Origin of the sequence: Nocardioides mangrovi (assembly GCF_020073815.1) — a bacterium.
GTDB classification, from domain to species: domain Bacteria; phylum Actinomycetota; class Actinomycetes; order Propionibacteriales; family Nocardioidaceae; genus Nocardioides; species Nocardioides mangrovi.
Window position 1 is genome coordinate 108,667 of sequence record NZ_JAIQZJ010000002.1, and the last position, 12,536, is coordinate 121,202.

The following is a 12,536-nucleotide window of genomic DNA, read 5'->3' on the forward strand; positions in this document are numbered from 1 at the left end:
CTGACACTCAGTGTCAACAATGGCGCGCTACTCTTCGCTCATGACGACCGAGAGCCCGCTGCGCGAGGTGGCCCGCAACGCGGTCCGCGACGAGGTGATGCGGGCCGCCTGGCTGCTCTTCGCCGAGCACGGCTTCGAGGCGACCACGGTCGAGCAGATCGCCCAGGCGGCCGGGATGTCGCGGCGCACCTTCTTCCGCTACTTCACCGGCAAGGACGAGCTCATCCTCGAGAAGCTGCTCGAGGCCGGCGACCGGCTCGCCGAGGCGCTTCGGGCCCGACCTGCCGACGAGCCGGCATGGGCGGCCCTGCGCGGCGCGTTCGACAGCGTGGTCGCCGGGCAGGAGCAGAACCCCGAGGCCGCCCGCCGCCTCGGCCAGCTGCTCCGCGACGAGCCCTCCACCCGCGGCACGATGGAGGTCCGCCGCCGGCGCTGGACCGAGACCCTCGGGCCGCTCGTCGCCGAGCGGCTCCCGGACGGGTCCCCGCTCGCCGGTGCGGCCGTCGCCGGTGCGGCCATCGCCTGCCTCGACGCCGCACAGGACGCCTGGTTCGAGGACCTCGACTCCCGCTTCGTCGACCACCTCGACGCCGCGATGGCCGCCGTCAGCGCGGGCGTCTGACGTCCACGGCCACGTCGGCGACGGCTACGGCGCGAGCTGCTCGCGCGCCAGGGCGACGATCTCCGCGTTCGTGTTCGCGTGGCCGGCGATGCCCCAGCCGCCGTCGTAGGTCTCGGTGAGCAGCACCCACGTCCGCTCGGTCAGGGACGGGTCGCCGGCGACCTCCGCGACGACGTCGGCGAGCCGGCGCACGGCGGCCAGCTGCTTGTCCCGGTCCAGCGCGCCCGCGTTGGTCAGCACCTGGACGCGGACGTGGTCGTCGCTCCCGTCGACGTCCGAGACCACGACCTCGTGGACGAAGGCCGCGGTGTTCTCGCGGAAGAGGGCGATCGGCGGCACTCCCTCGACCTCCATCAAGGTGGCAGCCAGGGTGCGGGCGAGCCCGCTCGGGTCCGCGAACCGCCCGGGCGCGGCGTACACGTCGATCATCGGCATGGGTCTCTCCTCGCGTCGAAAACTATGGTGGTCTGCATAGTAGTGCGAAACTATGCCTACCTGCATAGATCTGGACGGAGGACCGTGATGGCCAAGGGCGAGGTGCGCGCCCGGATGGTGACGACCGCGGTCCGGCTGCTCGCCGAGAAGGGACCCACCGGCGCGTCGTTCGGCGACGTCCTGGAGGCCGCCGGCGCGCCGCGCGGCTCGACCTACCACCACTTCCCCGCCGGCAAGCGGGAGATGTACGACGCCGCGCTCGACCTCGCGAGCCAGCGGGCCGACGCCGCGCTCGAGGGCGTCCGCGGGCAGCCGGCCGACGTCGTGGTCGAGACCTTCTTCGGGATGTGGCGCAGCCTGCTCACCCACACCGAGCTGCGCGCCGGCTGCGCCGTGCTCGCGGTCGCGGTGGCCGGTGACGACGCCGCCAACGTCGAGCACGCTGGCGAGATCTTCGCGGCCTGGCGCGGTCGGCTCGAGTCGCTGCTGGTGGAGGGCGGGCTCGACGTCGGGCGGGCCCGCACCGTCGCCGCAGTGTCGATCAGTGCGGCCGAGGGCGCGGTCGCGCTGGCCCGCGCCGAGCAGTCGCTGGACGCCTTCGAGCTGGTCGCCGCGGAGCTGGTGGAGCTGGCGCGACGCGCCGGCTAGCGTGAGCTAGGCGGGGGTGGGTGCCGCTGTGGCGGACGCCAGGCGGCGCAGCTGCGGCACCAGGTTGCGCCGGTTGGTCTCGGCCAGCCAGCCGTTGGGCAGCGACAGCCGGACCACCTTGTGCCAGGCGCTCGCCACCTGCTTGACCATCGGGCGGGCGTTGTAGGCCAGACCGAAGCGGTCGAAGACCTCGCGCACCTTCGGCGCGATCTCGACGTACCGGTTGCTCGGCAGGTCCGGGAAGATGTGGTGCTCGATCTGGTGGGACAGGTTGCCGGTCATCAGGTGCAGCAGCCGCGACCCGGAGATGTTGGCCGAGCCGAGCATCTGCCGGACGTACCAGTGGCCGCGCGACTCGTTCTCGTCGAGCTCGTCCTGCTCGAAGGTCTCGACGCCCTCGGGGAAGTGGCCGCACATGATCACCGAGTGGGACCACAGGTTGCGGGTCAGGTTGGCGACCGCGTTGGCCGCGAGGGTCGAGCGCCACGCGCGGCCGGAGAGAGCCGGGTAGAGCACGAAGTCCTTGCCGATCTGACGCCGCGCCTTGGCCAGGGTGACCTTGAGCTCGGCCTTCTTCTCCGGCGACATGTTGCGCTTGTCGCGGATGTGGTCGCCGAGGTCGAGGTCGAACATCGCGATGCCGTACTCGAAGATGCACGCGGTGACGAAGTTCCACGCCGGCTGCACGAGGTAGCGCGGCTTCCACTCCTGGGCCTCGTCGACGCGCATGATGCCGTAACCGAGGTCGTTGTCCTTGCCGACGATGTTCGTGAAGGTGTGGTGGGTCTCGTTGTGCGCCCGCTTCCACTGCTCGGCCGGCGAGACGTGGTCCCACTCCCAGGTGGTCGAGTGGATCTTCGGGTCGCGCATCCAGTCCCACTGGCCGTGCAGGACGTTGTGGCCGATCTCCATGTTGTCGAGGATCTTGGCGACCGCGAGGCCCGCCGTACCCGCCACCCAGGCGGCCTTGTTGCGGCTGCGCAGCAGGACCGCGCGGCTGCCGAGCTCGAGGAGTCGCTGCACCCGCACGAGGCGACGGATGTACGCCGCGTCGCGTTCACCGCGGCTGTCGAGGACCTGTTGGCGGATCGCATCGAGCTCCGCTCCCAGGCGTTCGACCTGTTCCGCGGTCAGCCCACCGGTCGTGGTCGTCGGGACGGGAATCGCCAAGGCGGTCATGCCTCAGTGTGGCGGGTCGGTGGTGACTTCGCACCATCCGGGACCCATGGGGCTGCTGTGAATGCTCAGGCTGACCGCGAGGCCGCTGCGTCGATCCTGCGGAGCACGGGCGAGGCGAGCGCGCCGTGCACGAAGACCGAGAGCACGACCGTGAAGGCGACCGTCGACCACAGCCGGTCGACCCCGAGCTCCGGGGCCTCTCCGGCCGCGTAGGCGAGGTAGTAGATCGAGCCGATGCCGCGGACGCCGAAGAACGCCGCCGCCCGCCGCTGCCCGCGGTCGAGCGGAGGCCGCTCACGGGAGGACCGCGGCGCGAGCGCCAGCATGCCGGCGACCGGACGGACGACGAATACGAGGAGCACACCCACGAGGACGCCGCGCCAGTCGAGCGCCGTGAGCAGTCCGCGGCTCAGCGCGATGCCGAGAACCAGGAGCACGAAGAGCGTGAGCAGACGCTCGAGCCGCTCCGTGACCTCGTGCATCGCCGCGTGGTAGGCGTGCGAGCGCTCGGCGGCGCGAAAGGTCATGGCACAGGCGAAGACCGCCAGGAAGCCGTAGCCGTGGACGACCTCCCCGATCCCGTAGGCCGTGACGAGGGTGGCCAGCGCCATCAGCGACTCGCCGCGCTCGGCGACCCGCAGCGAGGGGCTGTGGGCGCGGAACGCGACCGCCGCGAGCACCCGCCCGACGACGACGCCGGCGACGACACCGACGACGACCTTCCCGACGAGGTACCAGGAGAGCCACGTCGCCCACCACTCGCCGAGCGTTCCCTTCGTCGCCAGCAGGATCGCGGCGTAGACGAACGGGAACGCGAGCCCGTCGTTGAGGCCGGCCTCCGAGGTGAGCGTGAAGCGCAGCTCATCGGACTCGTCGACCTCGAGATCCCCGGTCTGGGGTCCGGCCACCTGGACGTCGGAGGCGAGCACCGGATCGGTCGGCGCCAGGACGGCGCCGAGCAGAAGTGCGGAGGCGGCCGAGAGCCCCAGGCCCCACCCGAGCAGGGCGATGCCGGCGATGCTGAGCGGCATGGCCACGCCCAGTAGCCGCCACGTCGTCCCCCACCTGCGCCACGACGCGGGCCGGCGCAGGTCGAGCGGTCGGTCGATTGCCAGGCCCACCCCCATGAGCGCGACCAGGATGACCAGCTCGGTCACGTGCTCGATGCCCGCCCTGTTCTCCTGCGGGTCGAGCGGCAGTCCGTCGGGAAGCGGTGTGAAGCCGAGGCCGATGCCGACGCCGACGAGGACCATGGGAGCGGAGACCGCCCAGCGGTCGAGTGCCGCCGGGAGGACGATGGCGAGCAGCAGGCTCGCCCCGGCGACGAGGTAGACGAGTTCTGCGGTCATCGTCCGCGCGGTACCCGCTCGAGCGCACCGGCAACACCACTCCTGCGGCCGCAGCCCGCACCCGCCGTTGCATGAGACCGCTCTCATCCACGCCTCACGGTCGTCCCATCGAAGCCGGTCACGCTCGTGCCATGAAGACACTCGCGCTCACCGCCGCCGCCCTGCTCACCCTCCCCGCCCTCGCGCTCACCGTCGCTCCGGCCCACGCCGGCGACGCCGACCGCGTGCGGACCGGCTCCTGCTCCGGCTCCACCGACTGGAAGATCAAGGCCGGCCCCGACGACGGCCGGATGGAGGTCGAGGCCGAGATCGACAGCAATCGCGCCGGTCAGACCTGGCACTGGGTGCTGAAGCGCAACGGCTCGGTCGTCGACCGCGGCGTGTCGATGACGCGCGGCCGCAGCGGGTCCTTCGACGTCGAGCGGCGTACGGCGGACGGCGCGGGCACCGACTCCTTCCGCTTCCGCGCGGTCAACCGGGCGTCCGGTGAGACCTGCGTGGCGCGGGTCAGCCGCTGACCCGCTGCGCTCCGAGGACGGTCAGCAGCGCCAGCTTCTCGTGGCTCTCGCTGCCCGGAACCGCGGTGAAGACCAGGAGCGACTGCGACTGGTCGACGTCGTAGAGGTTCTGGCAGTGCACCTCCAGGAGACCGACCTCGGGGTGGTCGATCCGCTTGATCTTGGTGCGCTGCACGCCGACCTCGTGCTCGGACCAGACCTGCACGAACTCCTCGCTGCGCTCCAGCAGCGTGTCGACGAGCTCGGCCGCGGGCGAGCCGGGGCCACCGCGGGTGTACGCCGCCCGCAGGTCCGCGGTGAAGGCGCGGCCGTGGAAGTCGTGGTCCTCCTCGGGGTAGATGCTCCGCGACTCGGGCTCGGTGAACCACCGGTAGGCGACGTACCGCCGCAGGCCGGCGTAGCCGGACTCGTCGCCGACCAGTGCGATCGCCGGCTGGTTCTGCAGCAGCGTCTCCCCCAGCCCGTTGACCACCATCGCGGGCGTGTCGGTGAGCCGGTCGAGGATGCGCATGATGCCGGCGTCGACGTGGTCGGTGCGGAGCGCGCGGTCGGGGACGGCGTGGCCGCCCAGCCGGAAGAGGTGGTCGCGCTCGTCGAGCGAGAGCCGCAGCCCGCGGGCCAGCGCGGCGAGCATCTGCTCGGAGAGGTTGGTGCTGCGCTGCTGCTCGATGCGCGAGTAGTAGTCCGTGGACATCCCGCAGAGGGCGGCGACCTCCTCGCGGCGCAGGCCGCCCGTGCGCCGGCGCGGACCGCGCGGCAGTCCGACGTCCTCCGGCTGGAGCGCCTCGCGGCGGGTGCGGAGGAAGTCGGCGAGCTGCGCGCGGTCCATGCCGGCCAGTCTCACAGGTTCATCCCGCCGGAGGCCTCGATGCGCTGGCCGGTCACCCAGCCCATCGCGTCCGAGGCGAGCGCGGCGACCGCCGTACCGATGTCGTCGGGGTCGCCGACGTGGCCCATCGCGATGACGCCGGCGAGGTGGTCGCGGACCTGGTCGCTGTCGCGCAGGTAGCCACCGCCGAAGTCGGTGCCGGTGGCTCCCGGCGCGATCGTGTTGACCGCGATCCGGCGGCTGCCGAGGGCCTTGGCGAGGTAGCGCGTGTAGACCTCGATCGCGCCCTTCATCGAGGCGTAGACCGAGTACGACGGGTCGCCGGTGAAGCGGGCCAGGCCGGTCGAGGTGTTGATGACGCGGCCGCCGTCGGCGATCAGCGGGAGCAGCGCCTGGGTCAGGAAGACCGGGCCGACGAAGTGCACCGCCACCAGGGCCTGCACCTGCTCCATCGTCGTCTCGCCGACGGGGGTGTCGACCATGGCGCCGGCGTTGTTCACCAGGACGTCGAACGTCTCCCGGTCCCACCGGTCGGCCAGCTCGCGCCGTACGTCGTCGGCGAACGCCGCGAACGTCTCCGTCTCGGTGGTGTCGAGGCGCAGCGCGACGGCCTCGCGGCCGCTCTCCTGGATCTGCGCGACGACCTCGGCCGCCTCGTCGGCATTGCTGCGGTAGGTCAGCAGCACGTCCACCCCGGAGGCGGCGAGGGCGAGCGCCTCGCTCCGCCCCAGGCCCCGGTTGCCGCCGGTCACGATCGCGATCTTCTGGTTCTTCTCGTTGGTCATGCCTCCACGGTGGCGCGGTCGCCGGGCCGGATGAAGGCCGCACTGATCCAGGGAGCGGGAGTCCCTGGTTGAGGTCATCCTTCCGGGGGATGGGCCGCCGCCCCGTCCGGGCGCATGATGAAGTCGTGGGTGCCGAGCAGCGCCGCCGTCACGTCTCGCCAGGCTCGGTGTACCTCGCCGTACGCCGACACGACCCGACGATCCCTGTCGTGCGCCTGCGCAAGCGGACGCTCGCCGCTCTCTCGCACGCGCTGGAGGACGAGATCGAGCTCCGGTGCCTCCACCCCGTGCTCTTCGGCGGGTTCCAGCACGAGGACTTCCTCCGCGACCCGCTCCCCCGGTGGCAGGAGCTCGCCCGCACCGCCCGGGCGTGCGTGGTCTTCGCCGCGACCACGAGCCACGACCCCACGGAGCCGGTCCGGCTCGTCGAGCTCACCGGGAACGCGCCGCTGCGGCAGGAGTGGGCCGTGGTCGCCGACGACGAGGCCTTCGGGGTCGTGCTGTCGGCGTGGGAGATCCCGGGCCAGGACGACATCCAGGACCGGGACCGCTCCTTCGAGCTCGTGTGGTCCGTCGAGTCCGGACCGATCCGCCGGGCGGCCCGGGTCTGCGCTGCCATGGCCCTCGCCGGCGGGCTCCCGGACGCCGACCGGCTGCTCACCACCCTCGAGGAGACGCCGACCGCCGAGGTCGGTCCGCGCGCCGTGACCGAGGTCGTCGCGCGGATCCTCACCTACGTCGACGCCGGCGGGCGCTCGGTCATCTAGCTCAGATCGGCGGCCGACCTGCCGATAGGACCGGCGTGACCTCCAGCGTCGGCTCCGCCTCCGCGAGCACCGCGTCGACCGGCTCGTCGGGCGGCTCGAACCTGCAGGCCGCCTACCGCCAGGCGCTCAAGGACCTGAAGAAGGCGGAGCAGAAGCTCGCCAAGGACGCCGCCAGCCGGGCCAGCGACGAGACCATCGCCGGCGACCAGCTCGCCGTGCAGGCGGCTGCCGCCGCGGTGACCGCGGCCGAGCAGGCGATCGAGCAGGCCGCCGCGGACGCCGCGAAGCACCGCCAGGACGCGGCGAAGCAGCAGGCGTCCGAGCGGGGTCAGGAGGACCGGTCGCGCGACCTGCCCGACCGGACCTCCGACGTCGTCGACACCTACGCCTGAGCCGTCACCACCGGAGGGTCAGGGCGAGGCCGTCGGGATCGACGTCCGCGGCGACCACCCGCCCGTCGCCCATGCCGCCCATGCCGGCGCCGCACCCCGACCCGCTGCCGCCGGCCCCGGTGAGGCGGTCCAGGATCCGCGCGGGGAGCTCCCGGCCCGCGACCTCACCGGCCACCGGCTCGAACGAGAGCGCGCCGTCGGTCACCTCGGGGCGCACCGTGACGACCAGCGGCAGCGCTCCCATGGGCGTGCCGATGTCCGCGCCGACCTCCACCGCGTCCGCCGCCAGCTCGACCGAGACGTCGTCGAGCGGGCCGCCGGCCAACCGGTCGGCGACCAGGTCCTCCACCTCCGCCGCCCCGAGCACGGCACGGACCTCGGGGCCGCCGGTCAGGGCCTGCCAGGTGACCGATCCGCCGGCGAACGTCACCGGGACAGACCCCTCGAGGCACGACGGCCGCAGCTCACGGTGGAGGACCACCCGCGGCACCACCTCCAGGGCGAACCCCAGCGTCAGGGCGGCCGCGCCGACGACGTACGCCGCCCGCCGCCGGCGCCACACCGTGCCGAGCAGCACCGCTGCGACGGCGCCGCCGATGACCAGCAGGGCGGCCAGCGTCAGCGCGAGGCCGAGCCCCCGCATCAGGTGCGGGCCGGCTCGGCCGCAGGGGTGCCCTCGACGTGCAGCCGCGGCAGCCGGCGCCCCAGCCAGCGGGGCAGCCACCAGGCCCGGTGCCCCAGCAGGCCGAGAGCGGCCGGGACGAGCGTCAGCCGCACCACGAAGGCGTCCACCAGGACCCCGACCGTCAGCGCCAGCGCGATGCTGCGCAGGGTCGGACTGCCCGCGACCACGAAGCTGCCGAAGACGCCGGTCATGATGAGCGCCGCCGCGACCACCACCCGGGCCGAGTGCCGACCGCCCTCCGCGATCGCGGCGCGGGGCTCGACGCCGTCGAGCACCGCCTCGTGGATCCGCGAGACGAGGAAGAGTTGGTAGTCCATCGCCAGGCCGAAGAGCACCGCCATCACGATCACCGGGCTGAAGCTCACCAGCGGGCCGGTGGCGCCGCCGGTGATGCCGTCCCCGAGCCAGCCCCACTGGAAGACGGCGACCGTGACGCCCAGCGCCGCGCCGAGCGAGAGCAGGTAGCCGAGCGCCGCGGTCAGCGGGACGAGGATCGACCCGAAGACCAGCACGAGCAGCACGAACGACAGGCCGACGACGACGAGGGCGAAGGGAAGCAGCGCGCCGGAGAGCCTGCTCGAGACGTCGATGCCCTGCGCGGTCGCACCCGTGACCTGGATGGTCGCGCCCGTGGCCGTCGCGAGGTCGGCGGACTCGGAGCGGATCGAGTCGACGAGGTCCTGGGTGGCCGCGTCGGCCGGTCCGGTCGTGGGCACCACCTGCACCAGCGCCCACTCCTCGTCGGCCGAGAGCCGCGGCTGCCCGACCTGCGCCACGCCGTCGGTGGCCGCGAGCTGCGCCGTCACCGACGCGGCCGCCGCGGCCGGGTCGCTGGACGCCGAGAGGTCGGCCAGCACGAGCAGCGGCCCGTTGACGCCCGGTCCGAAGCTGTCCGCGACGGTGTCGTAGCCCTGCCGCACCGAGCTGTCGGTCGGCTCGCTGCCGGCGTCCGGGAGGGCGAGCTGCATGCTCGCGACGGGGATCGCGAGCACAGCCAGGGCGAGCACGCCCCCGACCAGCACCCGCACCGGCCGCCGCGCGACCCCGCGGACCCAGCGCTCCCCGTGCGGTCCGCGATCCGCGACCTCGGGCTCCGGTGTCCGCCGGTCGCGGGGCCGCAGCCGCTCGCCCAGGATGCTCAGCAACGCGGGAACCAGCGTGGTGGCCACCAGGACCGCGACCACGACCATGCCCGCCGCGGCGACGCCCATCACCGTGAGGAACGGCAGCCGGGCGACCGCCAGCCCCAGCAGCGCGATCACGACCGTGGTGCCCGCGAAGACGACCGACGTCCCCGCCGTCGCCGCCGTGGTCGCGACGGCGTCGCGCACGCTGGCACCGCCACGGAGCTCCGAGCGGTGGCGCACGAGCAGGAGGAGGGCGTAGTCGATGCCGACCGCGAGGCCGAGCATCATCGCCAGCGAGGGCGCCGTGGTGGAGATGGCGGTGACGTCCGAGGCGAGCCAGATCCCGCTCAGCCCGACCACGACGCCGATCAGGGCGGTGAGGATCGGCAGGCCCGCGGCGATCAGGGAGCCGACCGTCACGGCGATCACGACGAGCGCGAGCAGCACCCCGACGGCCTCGGCGGCGTGGCTGCTCCCGCCCGGCCCGGAGCCGTACGCCGAGCCGGTGAAGTCGACCTCGACCCCGCTCGCGACCGCCGGGTCCAGCGCCGCCTCAACCGCGTCGAGCGTGGCGTCGTCGACCTCGCTCTTCTCGGCCGTGAGGCGGACGTCGGCGACGCCGACCCGGCCGTCGTCGGTGAGCTGGCCGCTCTGGCCGGGCGGCACGACGCCCGCGACGCCGGTCACCTGGGAGGCCGCGGTCAGGCTCTGCTCGACCGCGCGGCCCGTCGATCCGGACGCGAGGGTCTCGCCCTCGGGTGCGGTCATCACGACCTGGACGGTGGCGCCGCCGGCACCCGGGAACTCGCGGTCGACGGTGTCGATGGCGATCTGGGACTCCGACCCGGGGACGCTGAACTCGTCCGCGAGGTCGTTGCCCCAGGTCGCGACGCCGAGCCCGAGCAGGACGACGAGGGCGAGCCAGGTGGCGACCACCAGGTAGCGGAACCGGTGGGTCAGGGTGCCGAGACGGCGGAGCAGCCGGGACATCGTGCTTCCTTCACAGGGTCGGAGATGGGTCCGACTCGAGGGAACCGGCGGCTGCTGACGGGCGGGCTACGGACGACCTGACGGTTTGCTGACGGTCGGCAGCCGCACGGTCACGGTGGCGCCCCCGCCCGGCGTCGTCGAGGCGGTCGCGGTGCCGCCGTGGGCATCGGCGATCGCCCGCACGATGGCGAGACCCAGGCCCGAGCCGGACTCCCGCCGTACGGACTCGACGCGGTGGAAGCGCTCGAAGACCCGCTCCAGATCGTCGGTGGCGAAGCCGGGGCCGTGGTCCACCACGGAGACGGTCGCCGCGGACGGTCCGCTCTCGGCCCGGACCTCGATCGGCGTCCCCTCCGGGGTGTGGTGGAGCGCGTTGCCCACGAGGTTGCCGACCAGCTGCTCGAGGCGCCGGCGGTCGGCGTGGACGTCCGGGTCGCCGGTGACCTCCAGGGCGATCGGCCGCCCGGGATCGACCACGCGGGCGTCGTCGACGATCCCCGCGAGCACGGGCTCGAGGCGGAGGTCCTCCAGCTCGAGGGGCAGCCCCTGGTCCATGCGGGCCAGCAGGTCGAGCTCGTCGACCAGCAGGCGCATCCGTCCGACCTCGGACTCCATGCGCTCCATGGCGCGCTCGAGCTCGTGCGGGTCGGCGAGCCCGCCCTGCGCGTAGAGGTCGAGCCAGCCGCTGAGGCTGGTGAGCGGGGTGCGCAGCTCGTGGGACGCGTCCAGCGTGAAGTCGCGGACCGCCTCCTCCGCCTGGGCACGGGCCTCGAAGGCGCCCGTGAGGGCGGCGCCCAGGCGTTCGAGCTCCGGCGCGGAGCGCTCCGTCGCCGTCCGGAAGCCGCCGCCCCCGCCGTCGGTCGCGGCGTCGTCGGCGAGCTGCACCATCGCCGTGAGCGGGCGCAGGCCGCGGCCGATCGTCCAGGCCGCGAGCACGCCGAGCACCACCATCGCGACGACCGCGAAGGCGACCCCGGCCCGGCGTACCTCCCGGACGACGGCCTGGTCGTCGCTGCGGTCGATGGCGACGACCACCTGGCTGACCCCGAGCGACCCACGGTCGGCGGTGTCGACGGTGAGGCCGGGCGTGAGGGTGCGCATCGCGGCGTACGACGTGCCGTCGACCTCGGGGTCGACGGCCTCCCCCACCCGGGCGCCGAGCACCTCCGCGAGCAGCTCCTCCTCACCGGTGCCCGCCGACGCCTGGTCCCGACGATCGACCTCGAAGACGACGTCGCCGTCCTCGTCGAGCCCGACGAGCAGCAGGCCGCCCGGGACGGCCACCGACGCGAGCCGCTCCTCGGGGATCGAGACCGCGGGCCGGCCGCTCAGGAGTCCGCCGACCGTGCGGCTGGTGGCGACGAGCCGGTTCTGGGCGCGCTCGTCGAAGTGTCGCGTCATCACCACCGACGACAGCAGCGGCGCACCGGCCAGGCCGACGAGGAGGAGGACGAGGAGCGGGACCAGCAGCCGGAGGCGGAGCGAGGTCCGCGACGGGCGGGTCACTCGGGCACCCGCGCGGTGTAGCCGAAGCCGCGCACGGTGTGGATGAGGGGCGGCCGGTCGGCGTCGACCTTGCGGCGCAGGTTGGAGACGAAGCGCTCCACGACGTTGGTCCCGCCGAAGCCGTAGCCCCAGACGTGCTCGAGCAGCTGGCTCTTGGAGAGGACCCGTCCGGCGTTGCGCAGGAGGTGCTCGAGGAGGCGGTACTCGGTCGGCGACAGCTCGACCGGCTCACCACCCCGGGTGACGCGGTGGGCGACCGGGTCGAGGACGAGGTCGGCCAGGCGCAGCGTTTCGTCGGTCGTGGTCGTGCCCGCGCGCCGCAGCAGTGCCTCCACGCGGGCGGTCACCTCGGCGACGCTGAAGGGCTTGACGACGTAGTCGTCGGCGCCGGCGCGCAGACCGCGCACGCGGTCCTCGACCGCGCCGCGTGCGGTCACGAACAGCACCGGCAGCTCGACGCCGCGACGGCGTACGACGCTCAGGAGCTCGAAGCCGTCCAGGCCCGGCATCATCACGTCGAGCACGACGAGGTCCGGGTCACGGCCGGGAGCGCCCGGCTCGAGGCACGCCAGGGCGGCGATCCCGTCCCCGGCCTCGACGACCTCGTGGCCGGCGAAGCGCAGCGTGGAGGCCAGCAGCGCCCGCACCGGCTCCTCGTCGTCGACGATCAGCACCCGGCTCACGCGGGCGAGTCTAGGGAGCCG

General features: G+C 73.5%; 14 protein-coding genes. 5 read left to right on the forward strand and 9 right to left on the reverse strand.

Annotation, left to right across the window (positions count from 1 at the left end):
- Positions 1 to 40 precede the first annotated feature (40 nt).
- A complete protein-coding gene (locus tag K8U61_RS05810; protein ID WP_224122045.1) occupies positions 41 to 622 on the forward strand; it encodes a TetR family transcriptional regulator in 582 nt (193 codons plus the stop codon).
- A 24-nt stretch (positions 623 to 646) separates the two neighbouring features.
- Here the strand turns inward: K8U61_RS05810 and K8U61_RS05815 are convergent, their stop codons facing one another.
- The gene (locus tag K8U61_RS05815) at positions 647 to 1,057 is read right to left on the reverse strand and encodes a tautomerase family protein (RefSeq protein WP_224122046.1); all 411 of its coding nucleotides are present in this window, start codon (positions 1,055 to 1,057) and stop codon (positions 647 to 649) included.
- A gap of 87 nt (positions 1,058 to 1,144) precedes the next feature.
- On the opposite strand from K8U61_RS05815, the gene K8U61_RS05820 reads away from it, so the two are divergent.
- Positions 1,145 to 1,705: a TetR/AcrR family transcriptional regulator gene (locus tag K8U61_RS05820; protein WP_224122047.1), complete on the forward strand. Its 561-nt coding sequence runs from the start codon at positions 1,145 to 1,147 to the stop codon at positions 1,703 to 1,705.
- A gap of 6 nt (positions 1,706 to 1,711) precedes the next feature.
- Here K8U61_RS05820 and K8U61_RS05825 read toward each other — a convergent pair whose 3' ends face one another.
- Both K8U61_RS05825 and K8U61_RS05830 read right to left on the reverse strand, forming a co-directional pair.
- Complete coding sequence (locus K8U61_RS05825) at positions 1,712 to 2,884, reverse strand: fatty acid desaturase family protein (protein ID WP_224122048.1); 1,173 nt, start codon at positions 2,882 to 2,884, stop codon at positions 1,712 to 1,714.
- A gap of 65 nt (positions 2,885 to 2,949) precedes the next feature.
- Entirely contained in the window at positions 2,950 to 4,233 is a 1,284-nt protein-coding gene (locus K8U61_RS05830) for a cation:proton antiporter (protein WP_224122049.1), read from the reverse strand.
- Positions 4,234 to 4,364: 131 nt separating this feature from the next.
- On the opposite strand from K8U61_RS05830, the gene K8U61_RS05835 reads away from it, so the two are divergent.
- Complete coding sequence (locus K8U61_RS05835) at positions 4,365 to 4,751, forward strand: hypothetical protein (protein ID WP_224122050.1); 387 nt, start codon at positions 4,365 to 4,367, stop codon at positions 4,749 to 4,751.
- Here K8U61_RS05835 and K8U61_RS05840 read toward each other — a convergent pair.
- Together K8U61_RS05840 and K8U61_RS05845 are read right to left on the reverse strand one after the other, a co-directional pair.
- Entirely contained in the window at positions 4,741 to 5,580 is an 840-nt protein-coding gene (locus K8U61_RS05840) for a helix-turn-helix transcriptional regulator (protein ID WP_224122051.1), read from the reverse strand. The genes K8U61_RS05835 and K8U61_RS05840 overlap by 11 nt on opposite strands.
- 11 nt (positions 5,581 to 5,591) lie before the next feature.
- Entirely contained in the window at positions 5,592 to 6,365 is a 774-nt protein-coding gene (locus K8U61_RS05845) for an SDR family NAD(P)-dependent oxidoreductase (RefSeq protein WP_224122052.1), read from the reverse strand.
- A gap of 125 nt (positions 6,366 to 6,490) precedes the next feature.
- Between K8U61_RS05845 and K8U61_RS05850 the strand changes: the two genes are divergently transcribed.
- Together K8U61_RS05850 and K8U61_RS05855 are read left to right on the forward strand one after the other, a co-directional pair.
- Positions 6,491 to 7,132 (forward strand): DICT sensory domain-containing protein, encoded by a 642-nt coding sequence (locus K8U61_RS05850; RefSeq protein ID WP_224122053.1) that lies wholly within the window; start codon positions 6,491 to 6,493, stop codon positions 7,130 to 7,132.
- A gap of 35 nt (positions 7,133 to 7,167) precedes the next feature.
- Positions 7,168 to 7,524 carry a hypothetical protein gene (locus tag K8U61_RS05855; protein WP_224122054.1) on the forward strand — a complete coding sequence of 119 codons (357 nt, stop codon included), beginning with the start codon at positions 7,168 to 7,170 and terminating at the stop codon, positions 7,522 to 7,524.
- A 4-nt stretch (positions 7,525 to 7,528) separates the two neighbouring features.
- Here K8U61_RS05855 and K8U61_RS05860 read toward each other — a convergent pair whose 3' ends face one another.
- From K8U61_RS05860 to K8U61_RS05875, 4 genes are all read right to left on the reverse strand, one after another.
- On the reverse strand, positions 7,529 to 8,167 hold the full coding sequence (locus K8U61_RS05860; protein ID WP_224122055.1) for a hypothetical protein: 639 nt from the start codon (positions 8,165 to 8,167) through the stop codon (positions 7,529 to 7,531).
- Positions 8,167 to 10,326 (reverse strand): MMPL family transporter, encoded by a 2,160-nt coding sequence (locus tag K8U61_RS05865; protein WP_224122056.1) that lies wholly within the window; start codon positions 10,324 to 10,326, stop codon positions 8,167 to 8,169. Before K8U61_RS05865 ends, K8U61_RS05860 begins: the two co-directional genes overlap by 1 nt.
- Before the next feature lie 66 nt (positions 10,327 to 10,392).
- Entirely contained in the window at positions 10,393 to 11,832 is a 1,440-nt protein-coding gene (locus tag K8U61_RS25375; RefSeq protein ID WP_224122057.1) for a sensor histidine kinase, read from the reverse strand.
- Positions 11,829 to 12,515, reverse strand: a complete 687-nt coding sequence (locus tag K8U61_RS05875; protein WP_224122058.1) for a response regulator transcription factor — start codon at positions 12,513 to 12,515, stop codon at positions 11,829 to 11,831. The genes K8U61_RS25375 and K8U61_RS05875 overlap by 4 nt, the downstream gene beginning before the upstream one ends.
- Positions 12,516 to 12,536 lie beyond the last annotated feature (21 nt).